At 59.4% G+C, this 16,800-nt stretch carries 17 protein-coding genes; 3 read left to right on the top strand and 14 right to left on the bottom strand.

The annotated features are described in order from the left end of the window. The first annotated feature begins 40 nt into the window (after positions 1-40). Positions 41-295, top strand: a complete 255-nt coding sequence (locus IC37_RS06225; RefSeq protein ID WP_030131987.1) for a hypothetical protein — start codon at positions 41-43, stop codon at positions 293-295. Between the two features lie 97 nt (positions 296-392). Then, complete coding sequence (locus IC37_RS06220; RefSeq protein ID WP_030131986.1) at positions 393-773, top strand: Rho termination factor N-terminal domain-containing protein; 381 nt, start codon at positions 393-395, stop codon at positions 771-773. A 113-nt stretch (positions 774-886) separates the two neighbouring features. Here the strand turns inward: IC37_RS06220 and IC37_RS06215 are convergent, their stop codons facing one another. From IC37_RS06215 to IC37_RS06170, 10 genes are all read right to left on the bottom strand, one after another. After that, positions 887-1,816 carry a PfkB family carbohydrate kinase gene (locus IC37_RS06215; RefSeq protein ID WP_030131985.1) on the bottom strand — a complete coding sequence of 310 codons (930 nt, stop codon included), beginning with the start codon at positions 1,814-1,816 and terminating at the stop codon, positions 887-889. Then, positions 1,809-3,275: a cytosine permease gene (locus IC37_RS06210; RefSeq protein ID WP_030131984.1), complete on the bottom strand. Its 1,467-nt coding sequence runs from the start codon at positions 3,273-3,275 to the stop codon at positions 1,809-1,811. Before IC37_RS06210 ends, IC37_RS06215 begins: the two co-directional genes overlap by 8 nt. A 220-nt stretch (positions 3,276-3,495) precedes the next feature. Then, the gene (locus IC37_RS06205; protein WP_030131983.1) at positions 3,496-4,494 is read right to left on the bottom strand and encodes an ADP-ribosylglycohydrolase family protein; all 999 of its coding nucleotides are present in this window, start codon (positions 4,492-4,494) and stop codon (positions 3,496-3,498) included. Beyond that, positions 4,491-5,204, bottom strand: coding sequence for a GntR family transcriptional regulator (locus IC37_RS06200; RefSeq protein WP_030131982.1), 714 nt, complete (start codon positions 5,202-5,204; stop codon positions 4,491-4,493). Before IC37_RS06200 ends, IC37_RS06205 begins: the two co-directional genes overlap by 4 nt. A gap of 220 nt (positions 5,205-5,424) precedes the next feature. Beyond that, positions 5,425-6,393, bottom strand: a complete 969-nt coding sequence (gene araH, locus IC37_RS06195) for an L-arabinose ABC transporter permease AraH (RefSeq protein ID WP_030131981.1) — start codon at positions 6,391-6,393, stop codon at positions 5,425-5,427. 9 nt (positions 6,394-6,402) lie between these two features. Continuing rightward, complete coding sequence (gene araG, locus IC37_RS06190; protein ID WP_030131980.1) at positions 6,403-7,947, bottom strand: L-arabinose ABC transporter ATP-binding protein AraG; 1,545 nt, start codon at positions 7,945-7,947, stop codon at positions 6,403-6,405. 67 nt (positions 7,948-8,014) lie between these two features. Further along, positions 8,015-9,019 carry a substrate-binding domain-containing protein gene (locus IC37_RS06185; protein WP_030131979.1) on the bottom strand — a complete coding sequence of 335 codons (1,005 nt, stop codon included), beginning with the start codon at positions 9,017-9,019 and terminating at the stop codon, positions 8,015-8,017. A 130-nt stretch (positions 9,020-9,149) separates the two neighbouring features. Next, positions 9,150-9,968, bottom strand: a complete 819-nt coding sequence (locus IC37_RS06180; protein ID WP_030131978.1) for an SDR family oxidoreductase — start codon at positions 9,966-9,968, stop codon at positions 9,150-9,152. Positions 9,969-10,241: 273 nt separating this feature from the next. Further along, entirely contained in the window at positions 10,242-11,117 is an 876-nt protein-coding gene (locus tag IC37_RS06175) for an SMP-30/gluconolactonase/LRE family protein (protein ID WP_030131977.1), read from the bottom strand. A gap of 367 nt (positions 11,118-11,484) precedes the next feature. After that, positions 11,485-12,201 carry a FadR/GntR family transcriptional regulator gene (locus tag IC37_RS06170; protein WP_030131976.1) on the bottom strand — a complete coding sequence of 239 codons (717 nt, stop codon included), beginning with the start codon at positions 12,199-12,201 and terminating at the stop codon, positions 11,485-11,487. A gap of 250 nt (positions 12,202-12,451) precedes the next feature. On the opposite strand from IC37_RS06170, the gene IC37_RS06165 reads away from it, so the two are divergent. Next, complete coding sequence (locus tag IC37_RS06165; protein ID WP_030131975.1) at positions 12,452-13,324, top strand: triacylglycerol lipase; 873 nt, start codon at positions 12,452-12,454, stop codon at positions 13,322-13,324. A 58-nt stretch (positions 13,325-13,382) separates the two neighbouring features. Here the strand turns inward: IC37_RS06165 and IC37_RS06160 are convergent, their stop codons facing one another. The 4 genes from IC37_RS06160 to IC37_RS06145 form a co-directional block, all read right to left on the bottom strand. Then, a complete protein-coding gene (locus IC37_RS06160) occupies positions 13,383-13,943 on the bottom strand; it encodes a DUF1285 domain-containing protein (RefSeq protein WP_030131974.1) in 561 nt (186 codons plus the stop codon). Between the two features lie 16 nt (positions 13,944-13,959). Next, positions 13,960-14,565 carry a DUF4823 domain-containing protein gene (locus IC37_RS06155; RefSeq protein ID WP_030131973.1) on the bottom strand — a complete coding sequence of 202 codons (606 nt, stop codon included), beginning with the start codon at positions 14,563-14,565 and terminating at the stop codon, positions 13,960-13,962. A 245-nt stretch (positions 14,566-14,810) separates the two neighbouring features. After that, a complete protein-coding gene (locus IC37_RS06150) occupies positions 14,811-15,779 on the bottom strand; it encodes a GTP 3',8-cyclase MoaA (protein WP_030131972.1) in 969 nt (322 codons plus the stop codon). A 139-nt stretch (positions 15,780-15,918) separates the two neighbouring features. Beyond that, on the bottom strand, positions 15,919-16,557 hold the full coding sequence (locus IC37_RS06145; protein ID WP_007942012.1) for a TetR/AcrR family transcriptional regulator: 639 nt from the start codon (positions 16,555-16,557) through the stop codon (positions 15,919-15,921). Between the last annotated feature and the right edge of the window lie 243 nt (positions 16,558-16,800).

Here is a 16,800-nt window from a genome sequence, read left to right as displayed (position 1 = left end):
GCGACATGTAATACCTATCCATCCTAACGAAGAGGTAATCATGAACGTCGATAAAAACCTGGAAAAAGAAGTCCTGACCCGCCTGCTGCACGCCCACCCAAGTGGCTTGGGCAAGGAGGTTCTGGACAATTACCGGGGGGAGAAAGTTGTGGCCAGCACCCTCGCCACGCTGCAGGAGCGCGGGCTGATCCAGCATGGTCATGTGACCTGCAACGAAGCCGGCGAGCACTCGCTGAACCTGCCGATCAAACTCAGCGCCGCAGGGGTTGAAGCGGCGCGCAAGCTGGATATCTAACCGCGTAGGAGCTTCCGCAGGCTGCGATTTTTTGCCTGTGTGTTTGAAGAGCAAAAGATCGCAGGCTGCGCCGGCTCCTACAGCCAGGAGAAATCCCATGCCTCATGGAAGCAAAGACAAATACACCGCCGAGCAAAAACGCAAGGCTGAACACATTGAAGAAAGCTACGAGCACAAAGGCGTGTCGAAAGATGAAGCCGAAGCTCGCGCCTGGGCCACGGTGAACAAGCAGTCGGGGGGCGGTGAACGCGCCGGCGGTTCCGGGCGCAAGAAGCCGGCCAGCGCCAAGTCTGCAGATCGCAAGGAATCAGCCCGACGTGCGGTGGCCACCCGTGAGGGCAAGCCGCGCAATAGCAAGGCTTCGCGCGATACGCAGGCGGTGGACAGCCTGATGAAAGAAGCCCGGGCGAAGAAGATTCCAGGGCGCTCGAGCATGCGTAAGCAAGCGTTGATCGAGGCGTTGCGCAAGGCGGGTTGAATCTGAATTGATGGTGAGTTTGAGGGCCTCATCGCGGGCAAGCCCGCTCCCACAGAGGGGTGTGTCGTTAACAAATCCCCTGTGGGAGCGGGCTTGCCCGCGAAAGCGGTGGATCAGACGCCGAAAGTCTCGCGAATCAACGCATCCACCTCAGCCGCCCCTGGCGAAGTCGCCGGCCCCCGGCGAGTGACCGCCAATGCCGCAGCCGCATTCGCCCGCCGCGCCGCTTCGACTGCCGATAATCCGTGCGCCAACCCGGCGACAAAAACGCCCGCGTGAGCATCCCCCGCGCCGTTGCTGTCCACCGCCACGACCTTGAAGCCCGGCACATGCTGGTGATCGCCACGCTGGCTGATCCAGCACCCTTGCGGCCCATCGCGTACCACCGTCAACACCTCGGTCGGCAGATGATCCGCCAACCGATTCAATGCCGCTCCGATGTCCGTCGCCCCGGTAAACCGCAGCGCCTCGACACGGTTACCGGTCCACAGATCGATGCGCGGCAACAAGGCCTTCATCAGCGGCGCGTCCGGCGAATCCACCAACGGCCCCGGATCGAACACCACCTTGATCCCGTCCGGCAAATCCAGCACCCAATCCACCAGCGCCTGAGCCTTGCCGCCATGCATCAGGCTATAGCCGCTGACATAGACAAAGTCGCCCGCCTCGGCTGGCACACTCGTCAGGTCTTCGGTGGTCAATTCGCCTTCGGCACCGATGTAGGAAATGAACGTGCGCTCGGCCGAGGCTTCGGTCAGCGCGACGCACAGCCCGGTGTCGCGCTCAGTGCTCTGATCGATGCCAATCCGAATGCCTTCAGCCGTCATCGCCTCTCGGGCCAGGTCGCCGAAACGGCCCTTGCCATGACCACCGAGGTAGACCACCGGCAAGCCGTTTCGCCTGGCTGCGGCCATCACATTGAAGCCACCTCCGGCCTCGAAACGCGCGGATTGCGCCAGCACGTCACCGCCCGAATGAGGCAATTTATCCACGGCCATGACCAGGTCGATCATGACCTGGCCGGTGTGCAACAGCTTAGGCATGAGCAGGCTCGAACGATGCGGCGCGACGGTCCTTGGCACCGCCGAGTACCCAGTAAATGCCACCGGCCACCAGGAACGTCACGATCCAGCCCAGGCCGTTGTGGCCCAGCCAGGAGTCGGACAAAAAGCCCCGAAACCAGACATCTTGTTCAGTAGTGCCAATGGTGGTGAAACTGAAACCCAACACGATCGCCACTGCCCACGCACCGAAGGCGCGCCACTCGACGCCACCGCGATACCAGTAGGCGCTGCTCGGGCTGACGTCCAGTAAATCCTTGGGGCTGTAGTAATGACGATGAATCAGGTCGACCACAAAAATCCCGACCCACGCCGTGATCGGCACGGCCAGCAAGGAAATGAAGGTGATGAACGGGCCATAGAAGCTCTCGGCGATCAGCATGAAGTAGATCGAGCCGGCGAAGATCGCGACGATGTCGAGCACCACGGCATAAACGCGCTTGACTTTCAGGCCGAGGGTCAGGGTGGTCAAACCGGCGGAGTACACCGACAGGTTGTTCGACAGCAGCAACCCGCCGAACGCGGTGATCAGGTACGGCACGGCCATCCAGGTCGGCAGCATGTCGCGGATCGCGACAATCGGGTCAGTGGCCGAGGCCAGATCATTGTTGCCCACTGACAGCAGACCGCCGAGGGTGATCAGCAGCACCAGCGGAATCCCCGCACCGAACGCCGCCGACGCCACCAGACGCGCGGCTTTGACACTGCGGTGCTGGTAGCGCGACATGTCGGCACCGGCGTTGGCCCAACCGATCCCGGTGCCGGCGGCCATGGTGCCGATGCCGATGATCATCGCGCTCAGGGGCGCTGGCGTGGCGTTGAATACGGCGCTCCAGTCGATGGTCGCGCAGAGGAAACCGCCGACCAGGATGTTCAACGCACCGAACACGTAGGTCGCCCATCTCTGGATCACCAGCAACGTGGCGTGACCGAGGCCGGACACCGACAACGTCAGCAGCACAAAAATCGCGATGAACACCAGGGTCAGTAGCGGCGCGCTTTTGGCTTCCACCGGCGAGCCGAACAATATCGAGCACAGCGACAACAACACGAATGCGGCGGTGGTGGTGTTGACGGTTTCCCAACCCAGACGCGACATCAGCGAGACCAGCGTCGGGCCGATATTGCCGCGCACACCGAAGATAGCTCGCGACAACGTCAGGCTCGGTGCGCGACCACGACGACCGGCAATGGAGATGATCCCGACCACTGCGAAAGAGCCGGCGGCACCGAGGATCGCGACGATGATCGCCTGCCAGATCGCCAGGCCGCGAAAGGCCACCAGCGTGGCGCCCAACGGTAAGCCGAGGATGGAAATGTTGGCGGCAAACCAGACCCAGAACAGTTGCAGCGGATGACCATTGCACTCCCCTTCCGGCACCGGCTCGATGCCACGGGTTTCCAATTGCCCGGCACTTTGCCCGGTGTTCGATGAACTCATGAAAACTGCTCCTGTTGCCATTGTTGTGATTGTGGGCAATTCGGAAGTCGACATAACTTTCCGGCGGTCCTGGCCATGTTTGTGCGCTCCATTGCGGTGAAAAATCTCAAATGTGCGTTGCGCCCTTCGCGAGCAAGCCCGCTCCCACAGGTTCGATGTGAACCATGAGAATTGCGCCATCCCTGTGGGAGCGGGCTTGCTCGCGAAGACGTCAGTACAGTCAACGCAAGGCCAACAGCCCCTGCACCAACGGTTCCAGCTGCAAATCATTTACCGCTTTAACCTGCTCGATCATCGCCACCGGCCAACTCTCAAGCCCCAGACAAGCCCCAAGCATGGCGCCGAGAATCGCCGCGATGGTGTCGGTGTCACCGCCCAGGCTGGCAGCCATGCACAACGCTTCGAAGGCCGTCATCTGCCCGATAGCCACTTGCTGAGCCAGGGCAAACGACACCACCACCGATTCCTGTGAGGCGACTGAAGTGCCGATCACGTCGTACAGCACGTCCGCCAGCAACGCCTTGTCGCAGTCGATGCTGATGCTCTTCGCCCAACTGATGCGCGAGGCGATACGCCCGCCAGCGACCCAGTGGCCATGACTTTCGGCTTGCTGAGCGATTTGCTGGCCCAGGCTCAACGCCTCGCCCAGGTCCATGCCGTTGATCCCGGCAGAAACCACCGCCGCCACCGCCGCCGCACTGGCAATCCCCAGCGTGGTGTTGTGGGTCACCTGACAGGCCTGCACCACGGCGCGGATGAAACGCTCAGGATCGGCAACATCGGCCGCAATCCCCACCGGCGTGATGCGCATCGCCGCGCCATTGGTGGTGCCGTAGCGGCCTGCCTCTTCCAGCGAGTGACCGGCGAGGATCATCTCGATCGCGTGTTTGGTCGAGGGGCCGAGCAAATCCTGCGAGCCCTTGGCCTGCATCCCGGCCTCCCATTCGATCAAGCGTTGGGCCAGCACTGCCGGTTCGATCCGGCCTTCGCCTTCAATCAACAACTGACTGACCAGGATCGCCTGTTCGGTATCGTCAGTGATCGAACCTTTGGGCATGTTCGCGGCGATCGGTTGATCCGGGCCAGCGTCTTGCAGATCGCTGATTTCGCCAAAGCGCGCCTTGATCTCGGCACGGCTCAGGGATTGGGTGGGCATGCCCAACGCATCGCCCAGGGCCAGCCCATAGAAGGCGCCCAACGCACGGTCGAGCGCGGTCATTTTGAAGTTCCAATTTGCAGGTGCAGACGAAAATGCACCGGATCTAGCAGGCTTTCGACCTGTTCCATGAAGCGGTTCTGACGGTCGTAAGTGGTGCGCAGGGCCTTGAGGAACACCGTGCCCACCGGGCGCCCGAGCAATTCGGCGTCTTCGGCGTTCAAGGGCTCGGCGCCGATCCACTGATCCCCGTGATCGCCAATGTAGCCGTAGGCGGCCAGCGTAATGGTCAGGGAGTCATCGATCAGACCGACTCGCGGCAGGCCTTCCAGACCTCCGGTGGCGGGCATCAATGAACGTTCAAGGGACACCAGCGTGCCATCGGTGCCGCGACGGCGACGGTCGAGTGTGATGAACTGATCAGTGCCGAAACGTGGTAGCAGGTCAGGGCGGGTCACCGCCTCCAGCCGCAGCACTTCGGTATTGATCAGCGCCCCATTGTCGGCCAGCGCCTGGGCCCAGCCGCTGCGCTGATCGAGCACCACACCATCGTAAGTGACGATGGAGCCCACCGCGCCTTGCGTCGCTATGGTGTGGCGTCGTTTCAGTTCGGCCAGGGCTTCACGCAGCGTGCCTCGGCTGACCTTGAATGCTTGAGCCAACTGATGTTCGCCCGGCAATAGAATGCCGTCCTCCATGAGGCCGTTTTCGACGCGCCGGATGAGCTCGTCGCCCACCTGTTGTTTGTTGTCAATTCGTACCGGTCTAATCATGCACACCTCGGGTGTACCGTCATAGCTGAAACGGGTTGGAGCGAGCAAGGGATATTTTGTGAAAGTGGGTGAAGGATCCTCCAAATGATCGTTCCCATGCTCCGCGTGGGAATGCCTCAATGGACGCTCTGCGTCCGCTGTTGGGACGCGGAGCGTCCCGGGCTGCATTCCCACGCAGAGCGTGGGAACGATCGGTGACAGCCCACTCCCACAAGGAAAATCAGCGTTGTTTCAGTCGGTCAATCACCACCGCCAGCAACAGAATCGACCCACGAATCACATACTGATAAAACGTATCGATATTCTTCAAGTTCATCGCATTCTCGATGATCGCCAAAATCAGCACCCCGGCAATCACATGTCGAATCATCCCGATGCCGCCACTCAACGACACCCCGCCGAGCACGCAAGCCGAGATCACTGTCAGCTCGAAACCCTGACCAATCATCGGCTGACCGGACGTCATGCGCGACGCCAGAATCACCCCGGCCAACGCACCGATCACACCGTGCACGGCGAAGATGATGATCTTGGTCCGGTCAACGTTGACCCCGGCCAGCAACGCCGCTTCCTGGTTACCGCCGATGGCCATGGTGTTGCGCCCATAGGTGGTGTAATTCAGCAGCCAACCGAAAATCAGGAAGCAGACGATGGTGATCAGAATCGGCACCGGCACGCCGAACAACTGGCCGTTGCCGAAGACAAAGAACTGTTCCTGGGAAACGCCCACCGCTTTGCCGTTGGCAAAAATGTAAGCCAGACCTCGCACGATCTGCATGGTCGCCAGCGTAGTGATCAACGCATTGACCCGCAGCTTGGCGATCACGATCCCATTGATCAGCCCGACAACCAGCCCCATCACCAGCGCCGCACTCACGCCAAGGAACACACTGTCGGTGTCACGCATCACCACCGCCGCGACCACGCCGGCGCAGGCAATCACCGAGCCCACCGACAAGTCGAAATGCCCGGACGCCAGGCAATACAACATGGTGCACGCGGCAATCCCTGTCGTAGAAATCGCCAGGCCGAGCCCGCGCATATTCAGCGGCGACAGGAAGTTATCGATTAGCAAGGTGCAGAGCACAAAGATCCCGACGGCCGCCAGCAGCATCACCCAGTCATCGAGAAAGCGCCGCAAGTCCAGAGGTTTGCGTGGGGTTGGCAAAGCATTGTTTTGGATGGTCATAGTCACCTCTCAGTTCGCCACGTCGGCAGCGCGTTGGCGTGGCAACGCCAGTTGCAGCAGGTTGGATTCATTGGCTTGTTCGCGGGTCAGTTCGCCGCGCATTGCGCCTTCGCAAAGCACCAGGATGCGGTCGGAAATGCCCATGACTTCCATCAGGTCGCTGGACACCACAATCACCGCGATGCCGCTGGCGGCCAGGTTATGGATGATCTGGTAGATCTCGGCTTTTGCCCCGATGTCGATGCCGCGAGTGGGCTCGTCGAGCAGCAAAACTTTCATCGGCATTGACAGCCAGCGACCCAGAATCGCCTTCTGCTGATTGCCGCCAGACAGGTACATGATTTTCTGCGCCGCGTTGGGCGTCTTCACCTTCAGCGCCTTGATCTGCTTGTCGGCATTGTCCTTTTCCCACAAGCCGCGCAACAGGCAGCCGAAGGTGGAATGGGCGCCACGAGCGCTGATGTTGATGTTCTCGGCGACGCTGGCAAGCGGCAGGATGCCTTCCTTCTTACGGTCCTCGGGGCACAACAGAATCCCCGCCGCGATGGCATCGCGGGGCGAATGCAATTTCAGTTCACGACCGCGCAACTCCAGGCGCCCGGCGGTGTTGCGCGTGAGCCCGCTGAGCATCCGGAACAGTTCAGTGCGCCCGGCCCCGACCAGGCCGAACAGCCCGAGTATTTCACCCTTGTGCGCCTCGAAACTCACCGGCTCACGCAAGCCCGGCCCCAGTAACCCGCTGACCTTGAGCGCCACTGCGCCGCGGGGACGACTGCGGTAATCGTAGATATCCTGAATGTCGCGACCGACCATGCACGTCACCAACTGGTCATGGTTCAGCGCACTCATGTCCTCGAAGGTGCGCACGAAGCGACCGTCCTTGAACACTGTCACCGCGTTGCAGATACGGAACACTTCTTCCATGCGATGGGAGACGTAAAGCACCACTTTGCCTTCGTCACGCAAGCGCCCGATGATCGCCATCAAACGATCGATTTCCCTTGCCGACAGGCTGCTGGTGGGTTCGTCGAATGCAATCACATGCGCGCCACGGGACAAAGCCTTGGCGATTTCCACCAGTTGCCGCTGGCCGAGGGACAAGCGCCCGACTTTCTCTTGCGGATCGATTTCATCGGCCAGGCCTTTAAGACAGGCCAATGCCTGTTGCCGCAAAACGCCGCGATTGATCAGGCCGAAACTCGCCGGCAGATGCCCGAGAAACAGGTTCTCGGCGACGGTCATTTCCGGCACCAGGTGCAGCTCCTGATGGATCACCGCTACCCCGCTGCCAATGCTGTCGGCGGTGGACTTGAAGACCCTCTTCTGCTCGCCGATCTGCAAGTCGCCGCTGCTCGGCGTGTAAGCACCGCCCAGGATTTTCAGCAGCGTGGATTTACCGGCACCGTTCTCGCCCATCAAGGCGTGAACCTGCCCCGGATGGGCGACGAAGCTGATGCCGTCCAGCGCCTTCACCCCGGGAAAGGTTTTGCCGATCCCGTTGAAGCGCAGGCTGCCGCTAATGCTCTGTTGATCTGTCTGTACTTGTGCGTGCATAACCCCACCTCATCACACCGGTCAGGCAGCCCCCGTCGCCAGGGCTGCCGATGAAATCAACCGCGCCTCAGTTCCACAGGCCGATTTTTTCCAGTTCCTGCTTGAAGTTGTCACGCGTGATCAACGTCACGTCGTCCATCGCGGTGTATTTCGGCGGTTCTTTGCCGGTGGTGACCCACTCGTACATCATGCTCGCGGTGTTGTAGCCCTCGATGTGCGGGCTCGGCAGCATCGAGCCGAAGAAGCCGCTGTTGGGTTTCTTCAGTTCGCCGATGGCATCGGTGCCGTTGATGCCGATGCCGATCACGTTGGCCGCGGCAAAACCGGCACTCTCGGTAGCGCGCACGCCGCCCAGCACGGTGTTGTCGTTCATGCCGCCGATGATCAGGTTTTTCGCCGCGCCCGGAAGCTTCACCAAGGCCGAGTTGGTGGCGTCCATGCTGCCCGGTACGTCGAGGGTTTTCAGCGCCGAGAAGAGGATGTGGTCTTTCGGCATACCGGCGTCTTCCAGCGCTTTGACAGAACCGTCAGTGCGTTTCTTACCGGTGTCGAGTTCGTTGTAGGTGTTGATCACCGCGTAGGTGTCTTTCCAGTCCCAGCCGCGTTTTTTCGCTTCGGCGGCCATGGCGGCGCCCTGCTTCTGGCCGACTTCGAAAGCGGCCATGCCGAGGTACGGCACGTTCTCCATGAACTTGCCGCTGGCATCGACGAAACGGTCATCGACGGCAATCACTTTCAAACCGTTGAGCTTGGCCTTGGCCATTATCGCCGGGCCGAGGGACACGTCCGGCGGGCAAATCACGAAGCCCTTGGCGCCGTTGGCCGCCAGGCTGTCGATGGCCGAGAGGGTTTTCTCGCCATCAGGCACGGCGATCTTGATGACGGTGAAGCCTTTGTCCTTGCCGGCCTTTTCGGCGAAGGCCCATTCGGTCTGGAACCAGGGCTCTTCCGCTTGCTTGACCAGAAAACCGATCTTCACTTCCTCGGCCGCCAGCAACGTACTGCTCAGGCTGACCGCGGTAACCGCCAAAGCGGCACAGCACAGGGAACGGATCCCACGACGACGTTTCATAAGCTGACTCCTTGTTATTTTTTTTGAGCGTTATTTGAAAGCCAATACAGCGGTCGAAGCATGCAGCCAATAGTCATATCGTATGATGATTGGATTTCAGGCGTAGTTTCGCGCTTGAAACCCGAGTTATTCAGTCGTGGTACATGACCGAGCGCCCACCATCGATGGTGATGCATGAAGCGTTGATGAACGGCGCTTCATCGCTGGCCAGGAACACGGCGGTCATTGCCACTTCAATCGGTTGACCGATGCGCCGCGGTGGATGCAGGTCGAAGGCCCGTTGACGTTCGGCATGGGGGTCGGCAAAACCGTTCCAGTAATCGACGTTCAGTTGGGTTTCGATGTAACCCGGCGCGATGGCGTTGACGCGAATGCCTTTGGGCGCGTATTCGATACCCAAGGCGCGGGTCAGCCCGAGCAAGCCATGCTTGGCCACCGGGTACGGGAAGCAGCCGGGAATGATGTGAGTGGAATGGGTCGAGGCAATGTTGATGATGCTGCCGATGCCCTGCTCGATCATTTGCGGCAACACGGCTTTGCAGCCATACCAGGCGCCGTCCAGGTCGATAGCGAAGCAGCGATGCCAGTCTTCTTCGGTCATTTGCAGCGGGTCGCGGAACACGTTGACCCCGGCGCAGTTGACCAGCACGTCGATTCGACCGTGAAGTTCGATGGCCAATCTGGCCATGGCATGCAGGTCTTGCTGGCGCGACACGTCGGCCTTGATCGCCACGACATCCGCGCCTTGTTCACGCCAATGCGCCGCGACTTTTTCAACTTTCTCGGCCTGGATATCGCTGATGATCAGCTTGGCCTGCTGAGAGGCGAAGGTTGCGACAATCGCCTCGCCAATACCCTGAGCGGCACCGGTCAGCAGCACGACCTTGTTTTTCAGGCGCTCACCCTTGGGCGGTTCGGGCACCGGTGGCAAGGAAAGAGGTTCAGCCATGGATCAACACTCCTGTTCGAAGGCACAACGAAAACCGGGCATCTGTCGATGTCCGGTTAAAAAGCTGTTGGGAATAGGCAGGCAGGCGCGAAAAAGCCTGGGCGCCGAAGCGGCCTGAAGCACTGACTCCGTAAGGGAGTACGGTGGAATATCGCTGCATCACTTCACCTGTTTTGTTTTTTTAAGTGTGAGTGCGTGTAACTGATGGAGCCGACTATAAACCCGGCCGCCAAATAATCTCAATATATAATTTTACATCCCATATTTAGGGATTTATCCAGCAAACCGCTGACAGGTTTTTCCGGGCACATCCACTCGAATCGATAACAGCGCGCCGTCCAACGGATGATTGAGCGGGCTTGCTGCGCTGGTGATGTAAAGGGTTTTGAAGTCTTCGCCACCGAATACACAACTGGTGGGACGGCTGACCGGCAGTTCGATCACCCGATCTACATGACCTTCGGGGGTCAATCTGAGCAGACAACTGCCATCCCATCGGGCATTCCATATATAGCCCTCGGCATCCATCGCCGAGCCGTCGGGGCCGCCACGTTCGTGGGGGCCAAACCAGACATAGGCGGTGTCCAGATTGCCGTCGGTATGGATGAAATGCCGATAAAGCGTTTTGTCGAGGCTGTCGGCGAAATACAGGGTCGTGCCGTCATCGCTCCACAGCAACGTGTTGGGAATGCCTAACCCTCGAAGCAGCGGCGTGACCCGAGCATCGCGGTCGATGCGAAACAGGCCACCGGAGCGGCGCACGACGGGAAAATCTTCGCCCTTATCACCGATGTTGTTCTGCATGGTGCCCAGCCAGAGCCGGCCCTGGGCATCGCAACGGGCTTCGTTGGGGCGATTGCCGGGTTGCGGATCGGCGACGCAGAACAAGGTGAGCCGAGGTTCCAGGCCTGGAGAATCCAGATCCAGCCGATAAACCCCACTGCTCAATGTCACCAGGGCATCGCCGCTTTCGCAGGGGATGAACGCGGACACGTGCTCCGGCATCTGCCAGATTTCCACATTGGCGCCGATCAGCCTGAGCGCTTGTTTACCGGCGATATCTACCCAATACAGCGCCTGGGTCGGAGCATCCCAGAACGGGCCTTCGCCGAGTTGCGCACGGTGTCCGGTAACCGCAGTCCACGTCATGAAACCTCCTGCATTGTTCTTGTTTTTTATGTGGGTGCGAGCCTGTGTGGCGAGGGGGCTTGCCCTAATGTCAGTCAGTTAAGCGCAATACATGTGGGAGCGGGCTTGCTCGCGAAGACGGCGGCATAGTCAACATTGATGTCGCCTGACACGCCGCTTTCGCGAGCAAGCCCGCTCCCACAGGTATCGCACCTTAACTGACTGGCATTAGGGCTTGCCCCCGTTCGACTGCGAAGCAGTCGTAAAACCAGTCACTACTTTCTAAATTCAAGATCGTGGTGACTGTTGTTAGGGGCGCTTCGCCCCCCCCCCAACGGGGGCAAGCCCCCTCGCCACACAGCCCGCTCCCACAAGGGGTTCTTTATTGTTAGCTGGCCTTTTTGTCGGCCATGACCTGTGGGTAGAAGCGTTTGATCGCCAGGTCCGCGTTATCGATCAGGGTCATGCAGGCCCACACACCCCGCGCGGCATCCCGGGCGGCGATGGCCTCGGCCATGTCTTTGTGGATTGGCAAGGTCCGGCGCAGTTCGTCCGGGTCGGCGGCAGACACTTCGAAAGACACTGCCAGCAACGCGCCGAGGGCCGGAACCATTTGTTCGATGAATTGATTGTGGCTGGCGGCAAGGATGCACTCGTGGAAAAACTGGTCGGCGCGGTTGTAATCGATGCCGCTGTCCACTGCCCGTTCCAGCGCGTTATAGGCCTGGAGTACGGCTTGCACTTGTTCCACCGTCGCCCGCTCGCACGCCCAGCGCACTGCCATGGGTTCGATGGTGCGGCGCAGGTCGAGCAAGTCGTCGACGAAGTTTTCCGGCAAGCCGCTACGCGACAGCCAGCCGACGACTTGTGGATCGAAGAGATTCCAGCGCCGCACTGGCAATACGCGTGTGCCGACCTTCGGCCCGACTTCGAGCATGCCTTTGGCGACCAGGGTTTTGATGGCTTCGCGGATGACCGTACGACTGACACCGAGCTGCTCGCCCAGATCGGCTTCGACCTTGATGGTTTCGCCGGGCTTCACCTGGCCGGCAGCAATCCAGCACCCCAGCCAGTCGACCGTCGACGCATGAAAACTGCTGGACATGGGTACCTCGTCGACCGGTGATAAAAAAACAAACGACACAAAGCCGTTCGCGATGGGTGTCCACGCTAATCATCATATGATTGAGTGTCAATTGGATTTTCAGGTGACCTGCCAATACGAACATGGCTGTTCGTCCGAATCCTGCCCGAAGCGCTTTGATCCCATCCACTTTGTAAACTACGGTTAGCCGCAGCAGATCGCGCTGTCAGCGATCTGCTCCCCTTTAAATCCGCTATTGATAGGTATGAACATGGACATGGATGCGTCTACGAAATACCCCATTGTGTTGGTTCACGGTCTTTTCGGCTTCGATAAAATCGCCGGTTATCCCTACTTCTTCGAAATCGAGGAAGCCCTGGAACGCGCTGGCGCTCAGGTGTTTGCCGTCAATATTCCAGCCGTCAACGGTAATGAGGAACGCGGTGAAAAACTGCTCGAACACGTCAACCGCATTTTGCTGGAAACGGGAGCGGACAAGGTCAATCTGATCGGCCACAGCCAAGGCCCCCTGGCTGCACGCTACGTAGCAGCGCTGCACCCGCAAAAGGTCGCGTCGGTCACCTCGGTCAGTTGCCCCAATCATGGCTCCGAGATTGCTGACCAATTGCATAAGGCACTGACGCCCGGAGAGTTGCCCGAAGCGTTGGTACTGGCCCTGCTGGGCGCAGTCGGCACCTTCATTTCGTTGATCAGCGGCCATCCGGAAAACCCGATTGACGCTGAAGCGGCTTTCGAATCGCTGACCAGCGCGGGATTGGCTGCCTTCAATCGCAAGTACCCGCAAGGGGTGCCAAAGGTTTGGGGTGGTGAAGGCAACGAAATTGAAAACGGTGTGTATTACTACTCCTGGAGCGGGATCGTGCAGAACTTCCAAAGCCTGCAACCGCTCGACCCGAGTCATTTGAACTCTATCGTGCTGTCGAAGTTATTTTATAAAGAGAAGCGCGCCAATGATGGGCTGGTCGGCCGCTACAGCTCGCACCTGGGCAAAGTGATTCGCTCGGATTACCCGATGGACCATTTTGACGCCGTCAATCAGATGGCCGGGATCACCAGCTGGAACGTGAGCCCGGTGAGGCTCTATCTGGAACATGCTGAGCGACTCAAGAGCAAGGGTTTGTAAGCCAATAAAAAACGGCCCGTTGCAATAACGGGCCGTTTCGTTTCCAGCGCTCAGCCCCTTACGGTTCAAGCCCGATAGGGAAGAATTCGCCACCGCTCCATACGCCCAGCCAACGCTGCCCCTCGATCTCGCGGCTCACCGCCAGCTCCACCAGTTGGTAGAACACATTGCGGTGAATCAGTGCTTCAAGATTGGTGCGCACATGCACGTACGGCGCGGGTTCCTGAGTCACCGGGTCGATCACCACGCGCATCGGGTGCTCGATGCCGGCATCGGCTGTTTCATCGACATTGGTGGTAAAGCGCAGGATCTGGGCTTCACCCTCGCCTTCGACCTCCACGGCAATCGCCACGAACGGCGCGTCGTCGACCTTGATGCCAACCTTTTCGACCGGGGTAATCAGAAAGTAATCATCGCCGTCGCGGCGAATGATGGTGGAGAACAGCTTGACCATCGGCTTGCGCCCGATCGGTGTGCCCAGGTAATACCAGGTGCCATCGCGGGCGATGCGCATGTCAATGTCGCCGCAGAAGTCGGGGTTCCACAAGTGGACCGGCGGCAAGCCTTTGGTTTTGGGGATTTGCCCCAACAGGTCGTTGGCTTTTTGCGGGCCACTCATGGCGTTCTCCTTTGAATTACTGGTCGCTGAGCCCCAGCAGGCTACGAGCGTATTGCTCCAGCGGCGGGCCCAGCAAGTCTTCTGGCTTGTTGTCGTGGAACGTCAGTAAACCGCCACGAGTCTTGATACGTGCAGTATCAATCAAATACTGGGTGCTGGTCTCGATCAACATGATCTGAATCACGCCATTGTCGATGCCGAGGCGATCCACGTGTTCCTGGTCGAGCCATTCGTCCGAGTTACCGATGCGGTCGTCGGCCTTGGCGAAACGGGTGTAGAGCAGGTAATGAGCGCCGGCGGCACGGGCTTCGCCCATGGCAGCGTCGAGGCCTTCCGGGGCGCGGGCGCGGCGGACCATCGGGAAATATTCGATAAAGCCGTTGAAGGCCTCTTCGGCCACCACGTTAGGTCGCGGGTAGGCACTGCCCGGCGGTGCGAAGGCGCCTTGGGCGATGTAGATGAACGAGTCCGGTTGAATGCGCAAGTTATTCACGCGACGACTGTCGCTGTGGTCCAGCAGCCCCGCGTCGCTCATGTGGTAGCGGGTCCCTTCAGCCATATCGCTGACATTCATGCAGCCACCAAGCGCCAAAACGGCCAGCAGCAAAACCAGGCTACGCATCCTACCCTCCAGAGGCCGGTGACGGAAAACCGGCGAATGGCCATGGGATGCAGCTTCCGCGCCAGCTCAGACCCTGAACATTTGAGAATACAGAACCTGTGGCGAGGGAGCTTGCTCCCGTTCGGCGGCGTAGCAGTCGTAAGTTCAAAAGGAACGCGGTGCGTTTGATAATTTCAGGGTCGCTTCGCGCCCCAGCGGGAGCAAGCTCCCTCGCCACAGCAAGCTCCCTTCGCCACAGGGCCCGATCAGCCGCCAATAATCTTCATGATGGTCACGCCACCAGAGAACGCAACTTCCTGCTTGTCCCCCAACGCTTTGACCAGCAGTCGCTGCAACGCCGGCAGCGCCTGGTGACGAGGTTTGTCCAGCAGGTCGCCGACATAGTGGCGATTGCTTGACGACAGGCAGCCATGCAGCCAACCAGTGGACGACAAGCGCAGACGCGAACAGGTGCGGCAAAACGGAACGCTTTCGTTGGCGATCACGCCGAAGTGGCCCAGCCCCGGAATCTGGTAACGCACCGCCGTGGCATCGACCGGCGCATCGGCCTGAAGATACTCATAGCGCTCGCCGATCAGGCTCAGTAACTGCTGGAGGCTGACGAATTGCTGCAGGAAGGCATTGGAGTCGCTGGCCAGGTGGCCCATGCGCATCAACTCGATGAAGCGCAACTCGTAGCCGCGTTCCAGGCAGTAGTCGAGCAGTGGCATCACCTGATCGAGGTTCTGCCCACGCAGCGGCACCATATTGACTTTGATCTTAATGCCGGCCGCCGCGGCCTGGTCCATGCCGTCAAGGACGGTCGCCAGATCACCGCCGCGCGCAATGCAGCGAAAAGCGCTGGCATCCAGGGTATCGAGGGAAACGTTGATGCGCCGAATGCCGGCATCCACCAGCAATGGCAGCTTCTTCGCCAGCAACTGACCATTGGTGGTCAGGCTGATATCCGCCAGGCCCATCTGCCCGACGGCGGTCATGAAGGCTTCGAGTTTGGGACTGACCAGTGGCTCACCACCGGTGATGCGCAAACGCTCGATTCCCGCGGCCTCGATCAGATAGGCCACGCCGCGTGCCATAGCCTCCGCCGACAACTCATCCTGCGCAGCCACCAGCCGCTTGCCATTGGGCACGCAGTAGGTACAAGCATAGTTACAGGCTGAGGTCAGACTGATCCGCAAATTGCGAAAACGCCTGCCTTGACGGTCAACGATCATGGATCACTCCGGCGAAAGAAGATTCGAACGCGCAAAACCTGACTAACAAATCAAGTTTTAGCAAGCCCTACGCCTGAGTATATTCCTGCGGTACTGCGCCATGTAGCTAAATCATGGCGCAATAAGGCAACTGAATGGTTCAGCTGCTCGGTGTGTCGGTATCGCGTTTGCGCTTGTTGCCCATGCGCACGCCGATGTCCATCAGGAACTGGAAGAAACCTTCCTGATCTTCCAGCACATTGCTCCAGAACGGCGAGTGATACAGCGCCACGGCGCCGTGTACCAGCGCCCAGGCCGCGCAGTAATGGAAGTATGGCGGCACGTCTTCGAGCTTGCCTTCGCTGATCCGGCCCTTGATCAGCAGGGTCAGGCGCTCGAAGTTCGAGGCGCGGATCTTGTGCAGCTCCTCGACCATCTCCGGCACCTGGTTGCCCTTGACCACCTTTTCTTCCAGGCGATCGAACAACCGATAGCGTTGCGGATCGCGCATGCGGAATTCGAAGTAGGCCCGCGACAGGGCTTCCTTGTCCTTATCGACATCGGCGGAATGCAACAGCTCGTTCAAATCGCGCTCGTAATCGAGCATCAGGCGCAGATAGATCTCCGCCTTGGATTTGAAGTGCTTGTAGATCGTGCCTTTGCCGATACCGACGGCATCAGCAATCATCTCGACGGTGACACTGTCTTCACCTTGTTCGAGGAACAGCTTGAGCGCGGTATCGAGAATTTCTTGCTCGCGGCGACGAAACTCACGGACCTTACGAGGTTCTTTATGCATAAGAAAAGGTCTGTAGGGGTCAAAATTCGAAGCCGCGTATTATGCCTAACTTACGCCAAAATGCACGGATCATCCGACCATATATGTGTTTCTTGATGAATTCGCGCCACTTCGCGGGTTAATGAGAACTCAACTGAAGCGCGCGTATTCCAAATTTGTTTAAAAACCCGACCAGCTAAACTGGACTCGGCGCAATACTGATCAATACTTCAACTGTCGGCGAGGCATCTCCCCCAAGTGTCG

The organism is Pseudomonas sp. QTF5 (assembly GCF_000512695.2).
Taxonomy (GTDB): domain Bacteria; phylum Pseudomonadota; class Gammaproteobacteria; order Pseudomonadales; family Pseudomonadaceae; genus Aquipseudomonas.
This window is presented reverse-complemented; position numbering and strand designations above follow the sequence as displayed.